Here is a 16397-nt window from a genome sequence, read left to right as displayed (position 1 = left end):
ACGCCGGGTGACACACTCGGACACGTGCCGCTGCCCTTCGACGACCTCCTCATCCGTGCCCGGGCCCTCACCCGCCGCGGCCGCCGTGCGCTCCTCGGCATCGCGGGCAGTCCGGGCGCGGGCAAGACCACGCTCGCCGAGCGCCTCGTACGGGCGCTCAACGCGGACGGTGACCCCTGGGTGGCGCACGTTCCGATGGACGGCTTCCACCTCGCCGACGCCGAACTCGACCGGCTCGGTCGACGTGACCGCAAGGGTGCCCCCGACACCTTCGACGCGGCGGGGTACGCGGCGCTGCTGCGGCGGCTGCGCTCGCCGGAGTCGGACGGCGAGGTCGTGTACGCGCCCGGCTTCGAACGGGTGCTGGAGCAGCCGATCGCGGGGGCGATCCCGGTGCCGCCGGCCGCCCGGCTGGTCGTGACGGAGGGGAACTATCTGCTCCTGGACACGGGCGTGTGGGCGCGCGTCCGGGCCGAGCTGGACGAGGTGTGGTTCTGCGACCTCGACGAGGACGAGCGCGTGCGCCGACTGGTCGCCCGGCACGAGGAGTTCGGCAAGGGGCACGACGAGGCGGTGGCGTGGGTGCTCGGCAGCGATCAGCGCAACGCCGAGCTGGTCGCCGCGACACGGGAGCGGGCGGATCTGGTGGTGCGGGGCGTCGTAGGGTGGCCGGATGGGGCTGGACATCACCGTGCTGGCGGTGGACTGGGGGCTGTTGGAGCGGACGCCGGCGGGTGAGCGGGAGGGCCTGTTGTACGAGGCCATGGACCCCGACGACGAGCCCGGCCCGCGGCCCGAGCCCGAGGCGGGCTGGGTGTTTCCCGCCTCGCCGAAGGTGCCGTGGAGCGGACGGTACGAGTTCCGCCTCACTCTTGGCTCGTACAAGCCGCATTTCTGGGCGGCGGACGGCTGGGACAAAGCCCGGGAGTTCGCGGACCCCGCCCTGCGCGAGCCCCTGGACGGCTTCCTCCGCGGCCTGATCTGGTGGGGACCGGACCCGGACGACGAGGACGACGAGGACGACGGCCGCCTCTTCCCCTCGGATCCCGAGCCCTCTGGGCCACGCCGACTGCTCGTCCGCCCGCCGGCCTCGGTACGGGCGCTCGCCGCCCACTGGACCCGGGCCGAACCGCTGGTGGCCGCGCTCCGCGAGACCTACGACGCCCACGCCTCGCACCCAGCGGGGTGGATCCCGGACTTCGACGCGTTCGACGCCCTGGTGCGCCAGTGGGCCGAGGTGGTCGCCGAGACCGCCCGGCGCGAATGGGGCCTGCTCGGTCTGACCGCCTGACGTCCAACCCCGTGGTCAGCGCCGCAGCGTCAGTTCCGGCTCCGCGTGGGCGTCCCCGGCCAGGTCCCCGATAACGGCGGTGAAGGCGTCCGTCCGCACGGTCAGCCCTTCCCCGCCGCGCTCGACCGACACCGTCGCCTCGGTCAGCCGGCGCCAGTAGCCGTGCGCCAACTCCAGGAGCTGGGTGCGCTGTTCATCGTCGACCAGGCCGTCCGCCGCGTCCAGCACGTTGACCGCGGCGAGGCTGCGGCGTACCGCCTCCGGCAGCCGCGGGTCCTTGGTGCGCTGCCAGGCGAGGGCCAGCAGGGAGGTGATGCCGAGTGAGGTGTCGCCGATGTCGTCGACGCAGTCGGGGTGTTCGAGGTTGCCCTCCGGAGTGATCCGCCGCAGGGCCTGGTCCACGACGTCCGCGAGGACGGCGTCGTACGCCTCCGGAGTGTCCGGCAGGTCGTGCAGCGGGCCGCGCTGGTGCGCAAGGTGCACGGGAGGGGGCGTGTGCACGGGGATCAGCCCTTCATGCCGGAGGTGGCCATGGTGTGGGTCGTCAGGGTCACCCGACAGGTACGGTCCGGCGGGCGTGCAGTGCGACGGTCAGTGTGTGCGGGCCGTGTCCACCGATGTAGACGCGGTTCCCGGTCGTCGCGTCGGTGCCGCCCACCACGGTGTAGTCCTGACCCGGGTCGTAGCGCAGTACGTCGCTCCGGTCCGGCCCGGCGAGCGGTTCGCCTGCCTCGACGTCGGCCTCGACCCGGATCTCGTCGTCACCGACCCGGTAGGTCATCGGCCCGTTCGTCAGGCACCAGCGTCCGTCGCCGATCGGTACGGCGCCCTCTGTCACGCCGCCCGGCCGGAAGGTCAGTTCGAGGGCCCAGGGGACCGGTGGTCCGCTGATGTCGATCCGCAGGTCGGCACCGTCTTCCCGCAGGTCCACTTCGACGCGGGTCGTCTGGGAGACCTCGTCCCGAGGCCGGTCCGGGAAGGCCATCGCGGCCGAGAAGCGTCCCTCGTCCGCCATCCGGTAGGCGCCGTCGTCCCGTCGCCGGTCCGGCGGGAGCGGCTGGTAGTACGCGGCCGTGAGGGTTTCGGTGAGCCGGTACCGGTTGTCGGCGAGCTGTTGCATGCCGGCGGCGCGGAACGGGCCCAGGTCGAAGAACCCCCGGGAGAGGCGGACCGCGTCGAGGACGGCGTCGCCGGCGAACAGGCGCAGGAAGGTGGGGTTGCAGGCGAGGCCCGAGCGGATGCGCCGGTGCCCGGGCACGTCGGAACCGCCGTACACCACCGTGTGCGCGGTGGCCGAGGCGCGTACGGCGAGGCGTGCGGTGGTGAGGTACCGGTCGCGTCGAAGGGTCTGAGCAGTCGGGGCCGGCAGGGCGCGGCACAGGTCCGGGGTGAGGAGGGTCTCGGCGAGCAGGTCGGGGTCGTCGATACCGCCGGCGGCCGCCAGCCGCGCCACCCGGGCGAAGTCGCCCCGGCCGGTGCGGATCGCGAGCAGCCGGTAGTGCGGCAGGTAGGGCGCCAGCGGGAACGGGTGGTTCTGGTCCTGCCGTCGCGAGTGGACGGTCTCCACCGTGCCGTCCGGCCTGATCAGGTCCAGGGTCGTGGCGAGATTGCGTTCGACGGCGTACAGCAGGTCGGCGCGGCCGAGCACTTCGGCCAGCAGCAGCAGAGACGGGTTGGACACGTGGGCCGCGTAGTTGGCGCTCCGTTCCGAGTACTGGCCCTCCGCGTCGATGTCGACGCCCTCGGCGAGCCACTCCTCGACGCGGTCGCGCAGCCGGTCGTCCGGGAACGACCGGTGCAGCCGGGCCAGCGCCGCGCACAGCTCCCAGCGGTGGTTCGGGGTGTGCACCCCACCGGTCAGGAGACTGCCACAGACGGCGCCGGCGATCTCGGCGAGCGCGGCCGTGACGTCCCCCAGTTCCGGCCCCGCGCCGGCGGCGAGGACGTGCGCGTCGCACACGTCGTTGACGGTGAACGCGGAGTCCGGCGGTGACTGCACGTTGTCGCCGCCGGCGAAGAGGCCGGTGGGTGTCTGTACTGCCCGCAGGGCACGGAGGTGGGTCATCGCGGCGGCGACGGCCTGCCCGCTGCCGTGCAGTGCCGAGTCCGGGGAACGGTATGCCGCGACCAGGGTCTTCACCCGGCGGGCCAGACCGCGGTGCGGCACTCCGGTGGGTTCCTCGTCGGGGCGGGCCGCAAGCGGGGCGGCCAGCCGGTCGGCGGCGCGGGCCGCCGCGCGGACGAACTCGTGGTCGAGCGGGATGGGCAAGGTCAGTCCTTCAGTCCGGCATTGATGTCGGCGTTCATGACGTAACGCTGGAACACCAGGAAGACGACGATCAGCGGAACCATGGAGATGACCGATCCTCCGAGCAGCACCGACCAGTTGATGTTCTGCGCCCCGACGAGGCTCTGGATGCCGATCTGCACGGTGAACTTCTCGGGGTCGTTGAGCATCAGCAGCGGCCAGATGTAGTCGTTCCACCGCCACTGGAACGACAGGATGGCGAGCGTCAGCATGATGGGCCGGGAGATCGGCACCATGATCCTCAGGAAGATCGACAGCTCGGGCGCTCCGTCGATCCGGGCGGCCTCGATGAGCTCGTCGGGGACCGTCAGGAAGAACTGGCGGAACATGAAGCAGCCGGTCGCGGTGAGCACGGCCGGGAGGATGATGCCGGCGAGCGAGTTGTAGAGGCCGAGGTCGCGGACCACCAGGAACTGCGGGGCGAGCATGACCTCGGACGGCAGCATCGTGGTGGCCAGGATGCCGACGAAGAAGACCTTGAGCCACTTGTTGTCGTACTTGGCCAGCGCGTACCCCGTGCAGCAGCTGACTCCCACCGTGAGGATCGTCGCGATCACACACACGATGGTGGTGTTGATGAAGTACTGGGCGAAGTTGGCGCTGCGCCACGCTTCCGTATAACCCGACAGCGTGGGGTTCTGCGGAAACAGCGTCAGCGGAAGGGAGAACAGGTCTCCCGCCGGTTTGAAGGAGCTGAGGACGAACCACAGCACCGGCACCGCGTAGAGGGCCGCCAGGACCCACAGCAGAGTCGTCGCGGGCACCGCGCGCCGAAACCCACCGCCGACCGCGCTGCGGGGCCGCTTCTTGGGAACAGCCCGTCCGGGCTCGGCGTCGACCGGGCGTGGCATGTCTGTGGTTGTCATCGGTTCTCCACCCGCCGGTTGACCATCAGCTGGATGAGCGCGACGCCCATCAGGAAGAGCATGAGCACGAACGACGCGGCGCTCGCGTAGCCGATCTGGCCTGATTTGAAGCCGGTTTGGTAGATGTACTGGACGAGCAGGTTGTTCGATGTTCCGGGTCCGCCGTTGTTGAGGGAGGCGAACAGCGGGTATTCCTTCATCCCGTGGATCGTGTTGAGCAGGATGACGATGAAGGAAGTGGGCGCGATGCTCGGCAGTGTGATGCTGATGAACTGGCGCCACGGACCGGCGCCGTCGAGCGCGGCCGCCTCGTAGTACGACGTCGGTACGTTCTTGATCGCCGCGATGAACAGCAGCATGGAGAAGCCCGTCCAGGCCCAGGATGCCGCCACCACGACCACCATCAGCGACAGGTCCGCGTTCGACTGCCACGGCACGGCGCTTCCGCCGAGCTTCTCGATGAGGTAGTTGACCAGTCCGAAGTTCTCGCCGAACAGCCACCGCCACAGGACACCCACGACGATGGGCGACAGAAGCCACGGGATGAAGAAGAAGACGCGGGCGACCGACACGCCCTTGGCGTGCTTGCTCACCAGCACGTTGGCGATGAGCAGCGAGAACACGAAGTTCAGCGGAACGAAGAGCACGGTGTACAGCAGCGTCCGGGTCCCCGCGTCGTAGAACGTGGAGTCCCCGAGCAGCTTGCTGTAGTTGTCCAGTCCGATGTACTGGAACGCCCCCACGCCCGTGTAGTTCGTGAACGAGTAGACGAGCCCGATCACCGCCGGCCAGACGAAGAACAGTGCGAAGAGCACAACATTGGCCGCGATGAGAACGAGCGGCGCAAGGGTGTACTTACTGCGTCTCCTGGGCGGGCTCACGGACACGGCGGACACGTCCGAGGCGCGTTTTGTCATCTTCCTGACTCCGTGCTGGGGGGATGGATTGCGGTGGGCTCACGCCATGAGCCCGGCATGACGTGGGCTCCCAGGTCCGGGCGGCGGAGTCTCGACCCGCCGCCCGGCCCGCCGGCCTGCGCTCAGCCGCCGACCTGCTGGTTGTAGCCGTCCACGATGTTCTGCAGGGCCTTGTCGGCCGACTGCTGGCCGTTGATCGCCTTGCCGAGCTCCGTCTTGGTCGGGTCCTCGGTGAGGCTCTTGCCCTTCAGCACCCAGTTCGTCTGCGCGCTGTTGAAGTAGCCGGAGATCGGGGCGTAGAGCGGGATCGACTCGTTGTACAGCTTGAACGCCGCCTGCGCCGCCTCGGACTTGAAGGGGTACTGCGGGTTCAGACCGCTCTCGACCGGCAGGAACCCGGACGCCTCACACAGCGCCTGGTAGTGGGCCGGCTCGTACAGCCAGGTCAGGAACTTCGTCGCGGCGGTGGCCGCGTCGGCGTTGTTGTTGAAGCCCACCGTCATGCCGCCGCTGTTGACGTCGCTGGCCTGCACCGGCTGGGCGGGAGTCGGGACGCTCGCCCACTCGAACTTCTTGATGCTCTCCGCGAAGGCAGGCACCTGCCACACGCCGGACCAGTAGGCGACGACGTCACCGCTCTGGAACATGGCCGACGGGTCGGCGCCGCTGGTCCACACCGACTTCGGCATGGTCTTGTCGTCGTTCAGTCCGACGAAGTAGTCCACGGCCTTCTTGGTCGCCGCGTCCACCGAGAACTTGCCGGAGGAGTCCGCGTGGACGTACTTCCCGCCCATCTCGTACACCATGGCGCGGAGCCGGGACGGCGACTGGTCGAACGTCAGGGAGTACTTGGCCTTGGTCTTCTCCCGGACCTCGTTCGCCGCCTTGATGAAGTCGGTCCAGGTCCAGGTCGTCTGGGGCGAGGTCGGGAAGGAGACGCCGGCCTTCTCGAAGAGTGACTTGTTGATGAACATGCCGGACGCGGTGACGTCCGAGGGGATGGACAGCACCTTCCCGGACGAGTCCTTGGCGAGGAAGTTGGCGTTGATCTTGTTGGTCTTGTTGTTGGCGATGGAGCTGAGGTCGAGCAGCTTGTTCGACCAGATCGGGTCCAGCTTCGGCACGGCCGCCACGTCGGGCAGGGAGTTCGCCTGCGCGGCGTTGCGCAGTTTCGCGTCGTAGCCGTCGTAGGGGATGTTGACCAGCTTGACGTCGACGCCGGTTTCCTTCTTGTACTGCGCCACCATCTTCTTCCAGCCCGCGTCCTGTCCCGGAACCGTGGAGATCCAGAACGTCAGCGACTTGGAGTTCCCGCCCGAGTCGGATCCCGACCCACCGCAGGCGGAGAGCAGAAGGGCACCTGCCGTGGCCACGGCAGCGAGGGGAACCAGGCGGCGTATACCGCCGCGGCCGAGTCGGCGGGAGCGCCGCACACCCACACTGGTCATGTTCGATCCCTTTTCGTCGTAGCAGAAGAAGCACGGCGCCAGCCGAGGCGGCACGGGTGCATTGTGCAGGGGATTTCGCTTCCCGGGGGCACGGCCTCGCCCGGCCGCGTCGCCTTGACGGGTGGGGTCCCCGGCCATGACGGCCGACGTCGCACAAGCACGCCCTCGTGCGGCTGCCGTACTTCGCGTACGGGCGGGAGGCTCACCCCGAGTCGGCGTCCCGGCCGACTTAGAAAGCGCTTGTCCGGACATTGGCAGACCGAGTCGGAAGCCGTCAATCCTTCGCCCGCGCGGGCTCGGTCACGGTTTGGACTCCCCGGGCGACGGCGAGCCTGGAGGCGCCGACGACCGTGCCGAGTTCCCCGACCGTGCTGCTGACCACTTCGGTGGGCCAGCTCAGCCGGTCCAGTTCGGCCCGTACACCGGGCAGGAGCTGCGGGTACGCGCCGGTGCTGCCGCCCAGCACGATCAGTCCCGGGTCCAGCACGGCGGTCACCGCGGCGGTGAGGCGGCCCACGTCCGTGGCGTGCCGGCCGACGACGGCGCGGGCCGGGGCCCGGCCCTCGGCGGCGAGGGCGAAAAGCTGCTCGGCGGTGCGGGGGCACGGTCCGTCGGTGCCCTGCCAGGCTTCCGCGGCCCGGCGCAGCAGCGAGCGGGCGCCGATGTACTCCTCCAGGGCCTCCTGGCGCGGCTCGCTGCCGTCGTCCCAGGGGTAGGGCAGCCGGGCCAGCTCTCCGGCGGCGCCGTTGGCTCCCCGCAGCACCTGGCCGCCGATCACGATGCCGAGGCCGATGCCCACGCCGATGCGCAGGTAGCCGAAGGTGTGGTGACCGCGCGCGGCGCCTTCGTGCAGCTCGGCGAGGGCGGCGCAGTTGACGTTGTTCTCGAGGTGGAGGGGAACACCGGACGGCAGTGCGACGGCCATGGCGTCGAAGACGGGGCCGGCCTTGGCGGTCGCCGGGCGCATACCGGCGCCTTCCTTCTCCCGCGCGGTGACATCGCCGACGGCGACGACGACCGTGCGCAGCGGGGCGTCGGCGGGCAGCGCGAAGAGGGCCTCACGCACGACGTCGGCGGCCTCCGCGCGGGAGCCGGTGGCCTGGGTGAGCAGGCTGCCGTCCAGGGCACAGCCGCGCACCCGGGTGAGGGCGGGTCCGAGGTCGACGGCGAGCACGGCGCCGGCCGCCGGGCCGAGACCGTATACGGCGGCGGAGCGGCCCGCGCCGCTGGAGGAGGTGCCCGAGCAGGCCGCGAGCCGGGCGCCCTCCAGTTCCGCCACGGCGGAGGACACCGTCGGCTTGGACAGTCCCGCCAGGCTCGCGAGCTGCGGCCGGGTCGCGCTGCCCGCCCCGGCGAGCACGGCGAACACCGCGCTCGCGCTCTCGGTCAGGCGGGGCGCTTTCGCCACGTCGTGTTCCACAGTTCTCCCACACAGGTCAAGGCCGCGCTCCCGGGTCGATCGTCTTCGCGGGAAGCGGCGATGGGACGCCCTGGCGTCGCGGATTTCCCCACCGCGCCGGCCGGGCGGGCCCTTGGGTGGTCGAGTGTGCGATGCCTATTGACACGCACTGTACTTCGTTAGTTAACTTCCTAACGAATGTCACGGTACTCGCCTGCCGTGGTCCGTCAGAGGCCCGTCCCGGGGCTTCCCTAGCTTTTCGATTTCCCCAACTCCCCCTGCCCCAGGCACGGTTCGCCCACCGTCGCAGCCAAGCGCAACGACGAAAGAGGATCCGTGCAGGACTCCCCCTCGTGCCCTCTCGTGGTCGGCATCGACGTGGGCGGCACCAAGACGCACCTGCGCGCCTTCGCGGGCGAGCGGGCCGTCGCCGATCACGTCCGGCCGAGCAGCGGCTGGCGGCCGCACGACCCCGTGGCCGCGGCCGGCTGGCTGGCCGCGCTGGTCGCCGAGGCGCTGCCGGCGGGCGCACGCCCGTCGGCCGTCGCCGTGGGCGGGCACGCCTGCGAGACGCCCCGGCAGTGCGCTCAGATCCGCACCGCGCTGCAACTCCACTTCGACGCGCCCGCGAAGGTTCTGGGCGACGCCGAACTCCTCGTACCCGCCGCCGGGCTGGACCGTGGTGTCGGCCTGGTCGCCGGCACCGGTTCGGTCGCGGTCGGCCGGCTCGACGACGGCAGCCCCGTCCAGGTCGGCGGCTGGGGTGCGTTGCTCGGCGACGAGGGCGGCTCGGCCGGTCTGGTCCGTGAGGCCGCGCGGGCCGTGTGGGCGGCGCACGACCGCGGCGAGGATCCCGATGCACTGGCCAAGGGCCTCATCGCCGCGTTCGGCGTCGCCGAGGTACCGGCGCTCGGGGCGGCGCTGGAGAGCGCCACGGACGTCTCCGCCGAGTGGGGCCGCCACGCACCCGTGCTGTTCGCCGCCGCCGAGGCGGGCTCATCGCTCGCCCGTAGGGTCATCGCCGAGGGCGGCCGCGCGCTGGCCTCGCTCGTCGGACGACTCGCGGCACGCGGGGTCGCCGTCGACGACGTGGTGGTCGCGGGCAGTACCGTCCTGGCCCAACCCGCCCTGTACGACGCCTTCGTGTCGTCCCTGGCCGCGGGGGTGCCGGGGGCCCGGCCGAGGCCGCTGACGGTGGCGCCGGTCGAGGGGGCGGTGGCGATGGCCCGTTCACTCGTATGACAGGTGACGGACGCCGGATCATCCCCGATCCGACACAACTCGCCCGTAGATCTTCGCTCGTACGGCTCGGGAAAGCGCATTCGGCCCTCATGTCACGCGTCGCACCGCGAGCCGCCGTCGATCGCACCACCTTCTTCCCGCGGCCGCAGGGCCGATGAACTCAAGAGAGGCAGACGCATGCCGTCACCAGCCGGGCACCCCTCCCCCTCGTCGGTCCGTGACCGCGCCGTGAACCGAAGGGGGTTCCTCAAGACGTCCCTCGGTGCCTCGGCCGGTGTGCTGGCCGCGCCCACGCTCGCCACCTGGCTGGCCGCCACGGACGCGAAAGCGGCCACCGCCTTCGCCGCGTTCGTCGACGACTACAAGACCAACATCGTCGCGAACACGACGCCCGAGACCAACGCCGTGGTCCGCGCCCTCGGCGGCTTCGCCAAGGTGTGGAAGACGGGCGACGCCTGGAACACCGGCACGCCGCTGATGCCCGAGGTGCTGCGCGCCAACATGCGCTACTGCGCCCGCGTCACGGCCGCGCGCACGGAGGAGCAGGCGAAGGAGGCGTTCGTCTACGACCGCCAGCACCAGAGCTACGCGATGATCGGGGCCCTCGGCCCGCTGGCCGACCTGTACCGGGCGGGCGCCAAGGCGGTCACCTCGATCACCAGCGCCCCCGAGGGCACGCCGGCCACCACGATCAGCGACGCCGTCCCGGCCGGCGCCCCCGCGGGCTCCGCGGTCGGCGCGGGCTCCTACGACTCGGCGCTCGGCCAGGTCGCCAAGCTGGTCGACACCGTGCGCGGACCGTTCGCCTCGGGCAACCCCGCCAAGTTCACGTTCCAGTACCCGCGCCCGTGGCGCATGAACGAGGACAGCGAGGTCGTCGACACCGGCGCGAAGGACGCACTCGGCTACCCGGTGTACGACTCCGAGGTCGTCGTCGTCACGCAGCTGCTGCGGCAGCGCAGCACCAACGCGGCGGATGACGGCGGTTTCCCCAGCGGTCACACCAACGCCTTCCACCTGGCGGCCCTGGCCTTCGCGTACGCGGTGCCCGAGCGGTTCCAGGAGCTGGTGACCCGCGCCTTCGAGCTGAGCCACACCCGGATCATGTCGGGCATGCACTCCACCGTCGACGTCCTCGGCGGCCGGATCATGGCCACCGCCCTGGCCGCCGCGGCGCTGGCCGACCCGGCGAACGCCGGCCTGAAGGCCGCGGCCCGCGCCCAGGCCCTGGCGTACTTCCAGGAGAAGACCGGTACGACGCCGGCCACGCTGTACGCGTACGCCCACTCGGACGGCTCCGACCCGTACGCCGACCGGGACGACAACGAGCGTGCCGTGGGGCCCCGGTTGACCTACGTGCTCACCCGGCGCGGCCGCAACGAACCGCTGACCGTGCCGAAGGGCGCCGAGGTGCTGCTGGAGACGCGGCTGCCGTACCTGGACGTGGCCCAGCGCCGCGAGGTGCTGCGGACCACCGCGCTGCCCTCCGGGTACGTCCTGCTGGACGGCTTCGAGCAGTGGGGGCGCCTGAACCTGTTCGCCGCGGCCGACGGTTACGGCTCCTTCGACGCCGACGTGAGTGTCACGCTCGACGCGGCGGCCGGCGGTTTCCGGGCGGCCGACAGCTGGCGCAACGACATCGACGGCGACGGCGGTCTGACCAAGGACGGCACCGGCACGCTGACCCTGACGGGCCACAACCGGTACACGGGCGGCACCGTGCTCGAGGACGGCGTGCTGGTCGCCGGTTCGGCGCACGCGCTGGGTCACGGTGATGTGCGGGTGACCGGCGGGACGCTGAGGCTGGGCAAGTCGCTGCAGGTGCACGGCACGTACGCGCAGGAGTCCGGCACGCTGGAGGTGACGCTGCGTTCGGGTCAGGAGCCGGTCCTGGAGGTGACGCGCCGGGCGGTGCTCGGCCGGGGCAGCACGCTGTCGCTGAGCCTCGACGCGAAGCGTCCGCCGGTCGCGGGCAGCACGGTCCGGGTGCTCGGCGCCCCGGTGCTGCGCGGCCAGTTCGACCGCGTCGAGCTGAACTCCGACACGCTGCGGGCCGTACCCGTCCACACGGCGGAAGGTCTGTCGGTACGACTCCTGAAGCGGTAACGCCCCCGGTGGCGGGAGCTGATGCAGAGTAGGCGCATGAGACGCCCCTGTTTCGCTCCCGCCATCGCCCGCCCGGTGTCACCGCGGGGCGGATGATGACGCGCGAACGGCACCCGGTCCTGACGCCGGCCCCTGGGGCGCCCGACGTCCGGCCGGCGTGGCGTTCACGGTCCCGCACCCGGTGGCTGGTGCCGCTCCTCGTGGTCGTGCTGCTCGCCCAGATGGCCGCCGCGATGGTGACCACCGCCGTCCAGCAGACCCCGACCATCGACGAGCCGGTGTACGTGGGGACGGCCGCCGACTATCTGCACGAGCACCGCCTGCGCTTGAACCCCGAGCACCCGCCGCTGGGCAAACTGGTCATCGCCGTCGGCGTGGCACTGGCCGACCCGCACGTCGATCCGTCCTTCACCGGCGGCCAGGGCCGCTTCGGGCAGCACCTCCTGTACGAGTCCGGCAACGACCCCTGGCAGCTGATGCTCTGGGCCCGCCTTCCGGTGATCGCGCTGACGTTGCTGTTCGGTCTGGTCGTCTTCGCCTTCGCTCGTGAACTCGCCGGTCCGGTGGGCGCGTTGGCGGCGCTCGCCCTGTACGCCTTCTCCCCCGACGTCATCGCCCACGGCTCGCTGGCCACGCTCGACGTGCCGATGGCCGGGTTCCTGCTGACGTCGGTGTGGCTGCTGTGGCGTGCGCGCCGCCGGCCTCGGCTGTATCTGCCGCTCGCCTCAGTGGCGCTCGGGGCGGCTCTGGCCACGAAGATGAGCGCGCTGGCGGCGTTTCCGGTGCTGCTGGTGCTGGCCGCCGTGTCGATGTGGTGCGCGAGTGCGGGTTCGGGCTCGGCGGATCGGCGGATACGGCTGCTGCGGGCGGCCGGGGGCGCCGCCGTCGTGGCGCTGGTCGCCGTGGCCGTCGTATGGGCGTCGTATCTGGCCGTCGATCCGCTGCTGCGCTGGTCGCCGCAGCAGTATGTGCCCGTCGTGCGCGGGCGGCGGGGGCTGCTGGTGGAGCTGCTGCCGTTCCCGGAGGCGTTCCGGGACGGGATGCGGATCCAGTTCGCTCTGGAGAACCGGCCGTGGGAGGGCTTCCTGTTCGGCCGGGTGTACACCGGGTCCCTCTGGTACTACCTGCCAGTCGCGTTGCTGGTGAAGACGCCGCTCGGGATGCTCGCGCTGTGGGCGGCCGGTGCCGTCGTGGTGGTGGCGGTACGGCGGCTGCGGCCCGTGGCGCCGTACCTGCTGCTGCCGTCCGCGGTGCTGCTGGCGGCCTCCATGGAAGGGGCGCGGGACTTCGGCACCCGGTACGCCCTGTTCCTGCCGATGTTCCTGGCGGTGGCGGCGGGCTGTGTCCTGGTCCTGCGGTGGCGGTGGGCGCCGGTGCTGACGGCGGCGCTGGTGCTGTTCGTCGCGGTCAGCTCCGTGCGGACGTTCCCCTCCTATCTGCCGTACTGCAACGAGGCGTTCGGCGGGCCGTCGAAGACCCGGCTCAGGCTGCACGACTCCAACGTCGACTGGGGCCAGGACCTCGGCCGGCTCGCCGACCGGCTGCACGAGCGGTACCGGGGCGAACGGGTCTGGCTGGTGTACAAGGGCAGCGGGGTGCCGTCGTACTACGGTATCGACGCGTCCGATCCGCTTGCGGTACCCCGCGGTGCGGTGCGCGGACTGCTGGTCGTGTCGGACTCCTCGGTTGCCAAAGCGAAGGGCCGGCTGGCCGAGTTGATCGAGAGCAGCCGTCCGATCGACCAGGTCGGCCATTCGATCACCATCTATCGCCGCTGACCTGCGCTCCTAGTGGGCCGCGTACTGGAAACCGTCGGCGCTGACATGCGACATCACGCTGCTGGCCACGCGGTAACGGCCGTTGGGCACGTACGCCGACCTCGTGATGTGCACGGCGAGCGGGCCCGCCCACTCGTAGCCCTTGTGTTCGGCGTGCCGCATCAGGCTGTCGGTGAGCGCCTGGCCCACGTTGGTGCCCCGGCGCGTGAGTTCGTCGTGGACGGAGTCGGCGAGTTCGATGTCGTAGGCGTTGGGGACCACGACCCTGCTCTCGCTGCACACGACCACGTTGCTGTCGCACTCGCGTCGCAGCGCGTCGACGAGTTCGACGGGTTCCTTGTCGAAGACCCGCGCCCACAGCGCCTCCCACCGGTTCTCCAGGGCCTGTTCCACCGCGCTGAGTGCACTCATTCGCCTCTCACCTGCCGAAGGGTCTGGTTGCGGGGTGCCGCCGGTTTCGAAGCTCGTCGCCGGTCGTCACCGAATGGCTTTCGCGGGGGGCGGGTTCCCGTACGGAACGCGCGTATCCGTCCTTTCGGCGGGTCGGTCCGTCGCCCGGGCCGGTCGTCGGGCCCTTGCGCGCAAGCCCTGGTCGCCACGGTGCGTGAGCTATGTTGAGGCACTGTGGGAGACAAAGGAGGCGCAGACGTGCCATCGCCGCAGCAGGCACGCGCCCAGGCGTCCGCGATCACCTCGGGGAAGACCGCACCGGAAGCGGAGGCCTCCCCGACTTCCCAGCTCAGGGGCCTGTTCGACCGGCCACGGCTGTCCCCCGGGCAGCGTCGCATCGCCCAGTACCTGATCGAGCACATCACCGAGGCGGCCTTCCTTTCGATCACCGATCTCGCGGAACGCGTCGGTGTGAGCCAGCCGTCGGTGACGCGTTTCGCCGCGGCGGTGGGCTTCAGCGGTTACCCCGCGCTACGGGAGAAGCTCCAGACGATCGCCCTCGGCACCCTCGCGGGCGGTCCCCCCGCGGCGGAGGAGAACGGCAGCAACGAACTCCAGGCGGCGGTCGACGCCGAGATCGACAACCTGGAGAACCTGCGACGCGACTTCGCCGACCCCGACCAGGTGATCGACATCGGCCACAAGCTGTCCCGGTCGACCCCGCTGACCATCCTGGGCCTGCGCATCTCGGCGTCCCTGGCCGAGTACTTCGCGTACGCCGCGCGCCGGGTCCACCCGGACGTGCGGCTGGTGACCCGGGGCGGCAGCGTCGCCTACGACGCCCTGCTCCAGTCCCGCGAGGCGGGCGGCACCTGGGTCCTGGCGTTCTCGATGCCCCGGCACGCCCAGGAGACCCTGACCGCCGTACGGGTCGCGCGCAGCGCCGGACTCCAGGTCGCCCTGATCACCGACCTGGCACTCGGGCCGGTGGCCGACGAGGCGGATGTCGTCTTCGCCACCGGCACCGGGTCCCGTCTGGTCTTCGACTCCTACGCCGCGCCCGGCGTGATGGCCGCCGCGCTGCTCCAGGCCATGACCGACGCCGACCCGGAACGCACCCAGGCCCGGCTCGAGGACTACGAGCACATCTCCGACCAGCACCAGTTCTTCCTGCGGGACTGAAACCCACTTCCCTCACGTGAGGGCACAAGGGGGTCATCCGTCACATATCCCGCATGAATGTTTTCATGCGTCTTGCAAACCGGACGGCATATATAAATACTGCTCAGGGATCACACCCCGGCCATTCCGGGACACACGTTCCACTACCCCGCATCCGCCCGCACAGAGACGACGGTCCGCCCATGCGCACGCTGCATCACACCTCGCGCGGGCACCGTCTGACGCCACGGGCTCCTGCACGGACACCTGAAGCCGCCGTCTCCTACCCGCGTCGGCGCCCAGGGTGTTCGGTCGGGCATCGCCTGCGCGAGCGCCCGTGGCGGCCCCGGTCATCCCCTAGACCGGGGCCGCACCAAACCGTCGGCCCCCCCCCCACGACGCCGCACACCCGGGAGCGATGACCATGCCCCTGACGACCACGCGAACCACCACGCGGATCAGCCCGGACTGGCCGTGCCAGGTCAAGAACCCCGGCAGCTACGACTGGGAGCGCTCGGCGGCCAAGTGGCTGCGCGAGCTGGTGCCGGCCCGCTACGGCAGCTACCCGGCCCTGATCCGCCACCCCGTGCTGCTCGCCCGGCACGCGCAGATCCAGGTCCAGCAGGAGGTCCGGGTCGCCCGCACCGCCCTGCAGACCGCCCGGGCCGACCTACCCGGTCTCGGCATGCCCGAGTCGGTCATCGAACACACGATCAAGCTGTACGCGGCGGAGGTCCTGCAACTGCAGCACATCGCCCGCAGCGTGCGGGCGGTCACTCAGGCCCTCATCGAGCACGGGCACGGACGCTGACCCCTCCAGGGGCATGAGGCGCGTCCGCCGTGGCACACGTGGTGAGCATGAGCACCACCGATGTACGGCATGGCGATCCGGTCACCACGGTCCTCACCTGGCGGGTGCGCCCCGGCCACGAGCACGAGTTCGAGCACTGGACGCACGGGATCACCCGCTGCGCCAGAGCCTTCCCCGGCAACGAGGGCGTCTCCTGGCTGCGGCCGGAGGACGGTCACCTCTTCCACGCGGTGCTGCGCTGGTCCGATCCGCACCGGCTGGCCGCCTGGCTGGAGTCCGAGGAGCGGGCCACGTGGCACGCACGGATCGAGGGCATCGCGACCGAGATCAGCAGTGAACGGCAGTCGACGACGGGACTGGAGACCTGGTTCGCCCTGCCCGGCACCACCGCGCAGGCCCCGCCCCGGTGGAAGATGGTGCTCACCACCTTCCTCGGCGCCTATCCGCTCACGTTCCTGATCCAGTGGCTGGCGGCACCCCACACGATGACCTGGGCCCTGCCGCTGCGCGCCGCGGTGTTCCCGGTCGTGCTGCTGCCGACCCTGACCTACCTCGTCATGCCTCGGCTGAGCCGCCTGCTGCGGCTGTGGCTGTACCCGCCGCCGGACCACTGACGGGTGCACGGGAGGACGGTGCGGCAGCGGGGGTCAACGAGCCCGCCGACGCCCGGCCTCACCGGT

The 16397-nt window shown here is 71.0% G+C and carries 14 protein-coding genes and 1 pseudogene; 8 read left to right on the top strand and 7 right to left on the bottom strand.

What is annotated here, in order from left to right:
• Window positions 1-24 precede the first annotated feature (24 nt).
• The gene (locus tag QFZ76_RS44640; protein WP_307679051.1) at window positions 25-738 is read left to right on the top strand and encodes a nucleoside/nucleotide kinase family protein; all 714 of its coding nucleotides are present in this window, start codon (window positions 25-27) and stop codon (window positions 736-738) included.
• Window positions 674-1291 (top strand): hypothetical protein, encoded by a 618-nt coding sequence (locus QFZ76_RS44635; protein ID WP_307679050.1) that lies wholly within the window; start codon window positions 674-676, stop codon window positions 1289-1291. Before QFZ76_RS44640 ends, QFZ76_RS44635 begins: the two co-directional genes overlap by 65 nt.
• 132 nt (window positions 1292-1423) lie before the next feature.
• Here QFZ76_RS44635 and QFZ76_RS44630 read toward each other — a convergent pair.
• The 6 genes and pseudogenes from QFZ76_RS44630 to QFZ76_RS44605 all read right to left on the bottom strand — a co-directional run.
• Window positions 1424-1774 (bottom strand): annotated as a pseudogene (locus QFZ76_RS44630) (hypothetical protein); the annotation flags it as partial.
• A gap of 67 nt (window positions 1775-1841) precedes the next feature.
• A complete protein-coding gene (locus tag QFZ76_RS44625; RefSeq protein ID WP_307679049.1) occupies window positions 1842-3560 on the bottom strand; it encodes a hypothetical protein in 1719 nt (572 codons plus the stop codon).
• 2 nt (window positions 3561-3562) lie between these two features.
• Window positions 3563-4465 carry a carbohydrate ABC transporter permease gene (locus tag QFZ76_RS44620; RefSeq protein ID WP_307679048.1) on the bottom strand — a complete coding sequence of 301 codons (903 nt, stop codon included), beginning with the start codon at window positions 4463-4465 and terminating at the stop codon, window positions 3563-3565.
• Window positions 4462-5382, bottom strand: coding sequence for a carbohydrate ABC transporter permease (locus QFZ76_RS44615; RefSeq protein ID WP_307679047.1), 921 nt, complete (start codon window positions 5380-5382; stop codon window positions 4462-4464). The genes QFZ76_RS44620 and QFZ76_RS44615 overlap by 4 nt, the downstream gene beginning before the upstream one ends.
• Window positions 5383-5504: 122 nt before the next feature.
• Window positions 5505-6830: an extracellular solute-binding protein gene (locus QFZ76_RS44610; protein WP_307679046.1), complete on the bottom strand. Its 1326-nt coding sequence runs from the start codon at window positions 6828-6830 to the stop codon at window positions 5505-5507.
• A gap of 274 nt (window positions 6831-7104) precedes the next feature.
• Window positions 7105-8238: an ROK family transcriptional regulator gene (locus tag QFZ76_RS44605; RefSeq protein WP_307679045.1), complete on the bottom strand. Its 1134-nt coding sequence runs from the start codon at window positions 8236-8238 to the stop codon at window positions 7105-7107.
• 327 nt (window positions 8239-8565) lie between these two features.
• On the opposite strand from QFZ76_RS44605, the gene QFZ76_RS44600 reads away from it, so the two are divergent.
• The 3 genes from QFZ76_RS44600 (at window position 8566) to QFZ76_RS44590 (ending at window position 13355) form a co-directional block, all read left to right on the top strand.
• A complete protein-coding gene (locus tag QFZ76_RS44600; protein ID WP_307679044.1) occupies window positions 8566-9471 on the top strand; it encodes an N-acetylglucosamine kinase in 906 nt (301 codons plus the stop codon).
• A 177-nt stretch (window positions 9472-9648) separates the two neighbouring features.
• Window positions 9649-11577 carry a phosphatase PAP2 family protein gene (locus QFZ76_RS44595; protein WP_307679043.1) on the top strand — a complete coding sequence of 643 codons (1929 nt, stop codon included), beginning with the start codon at window positions 9649-9651 and terminating at the stop codon, window positions 11575-11577.
• 92 nt (window positions 11578-11669) lie between these two features.
• Window positions 11670-13355 (top strand): phospholipid carrier-dependent glycosyltransferase, encoded by a 1686-nt coding sequence (locus QFZ76_RS44590; protein WP_307679042.1) that lies wholly within the window; start codon window positions 11670-11672, stop codon window positions 13353-13355.
• A 9-nt stretch (window positions 13356-13364) separates the two neighbouring features.
• On the opposite strand, the gene QFZ76_RS44585 is transcribed toward QFZ76_RS44590, so the two are convergent.
• The gene (locus QFZ76_RS44585) at window positions 13365-13766 is read right to left on the bottom strand and encodes a DUF3662 domain-containing protein (protein ID WP_266451324.1); all 402 of its coding nucleotides are present in this window, start codon (window positions 13764-13766) and stop codon (window positions 13365-13367) included.
• 237 nt (window positions 13767-14003) lie between these two features.
• Between QFZ76_RS44585 and QFZ76_RS44580 the strand changes: the two genes are divergently transcribed.
• From QFZ76_RS44580 to QFZ76_RS44570, 3 genes are all read left to right on the top strand, one after another.
• Window positions 14004-14927: a MurR/RpiR family transcriptional regulator gene (locus tag QFZ76_RS44580; protein ID WP_307679041.1), complete on the top strand. Its 924-nt coding sequence runs from the start codon at window positions 14004-14006 to the stop codon at window positions 14925-14927.
• 397 nt (window positions 14928-15324) lie between these two features.
• Window positions 15325-15717 carry a hypothetical protein gene (locus tag QFZ76_RS44575; protein ID WP_307679040.1) on the top strand — a complete coding sequence of 131 codons (393 nt, stop codon included), beginning with the start codon at window positions 15325-15327 and terminating at the stop codon, window positions 15715-15717.
• A gap of 47 nt (window positions 15718-15764) precedes the next feature.
• Window positions 15765-16331, top strand: a complete 567-nt coding sequence (locus QFZ76_RS44570; RefSeq protein ID WP_307679039.1) for an antibiotic biosynthesis monooxygenase — start codon at window positions 15765-15767, stop codon at window positions 16329-16331.
• The last annotated feature ends 66 nt before the right edge of the window (window positions 16332-16397 follow it).

Origin of the sequence: Streptomyces sp. V4I2, from assembly GCF_030817655.1 — a bacterium.
Lineage (GTDB): Bacteria > Actinomycetota > Actinomycetes > Streptomycetales > Streptomycetaceae > Streptomyces > Streptomyces plumbiresistens.
Note: the sequence above shows the minus strand (reverse complement) of the source record. Positions and strands in the feature narration are given on the sequence as shown.

Excerpts from the sequence above, each read along its gene's own strand:
- QFZ76_RS44610 (WP_307679046.1), bottom strand. The coding sequence starts at position 6,830 with ATGACCAGTGTGGGTGTGCGGCGCTCCCGCCGACTCGGCCGCGGCGGT.
- QFZ76_RS44575 (WP_307679040.1), top strand. The coding sequence starts at position 15,325 with ATGACCATGCCCCTGACGACCACGCGAACCACCACGCGGATCAGCCCG.
- QFZ76_RS44595 (WP_307679043.1), top strand. The coding sequence starts at position 9,649 with ATGCCGTCACCAGCCGGGCACCCCTCCCCCTCGTCGGTCCGTGACCGC.
- QFZ76_RS44620 (WP_307679048.1), bottom strand. The coding sequence starts at position 4,465 with ATGACAACCACAGACATGCCACGCCCGGTCGACGCCGAGCCCGGACGG.
- QFZ76_RS44585 (WP_266451324.1), bottom strand. The coding sequence starts at position 13,766 with ATGAGTGCACTCAGCGCGGTGGAACAGGCCCTGGAGAACCGGTGGGAG.
- QFZ76_RS44570 (WP_307679039.1), top strand. The coding sequence starts at position 15,765 with ATGAGCACCACCGATGTACGGCATGGCGATCCGGTCACCACGGTCCTC.
- QFZ76_RS44635 (WP_307679050.1), top strand. The coding sequence starts at position 674 with ATGGGGCTGGACATCACCGTGCTGGCGGTGGACTGGGGGCTGTTGGAG.
- QFZ76_RS44615 (WP_307679047.1), bottom strand. The coding sequence starts at position 5,382 with ATGACAAAACGCGCCTCGGACGTGTCCGCCGTGTCCGTGAGCCCGCCC.
- QFZ76_RS44590 (WP_307679042.1), top strand. The coding sequence starts at position 11,670 with ATGATGACGCGCGAACGGCACCCGGTCCTGACGCCGGCCCCTGGGGCG.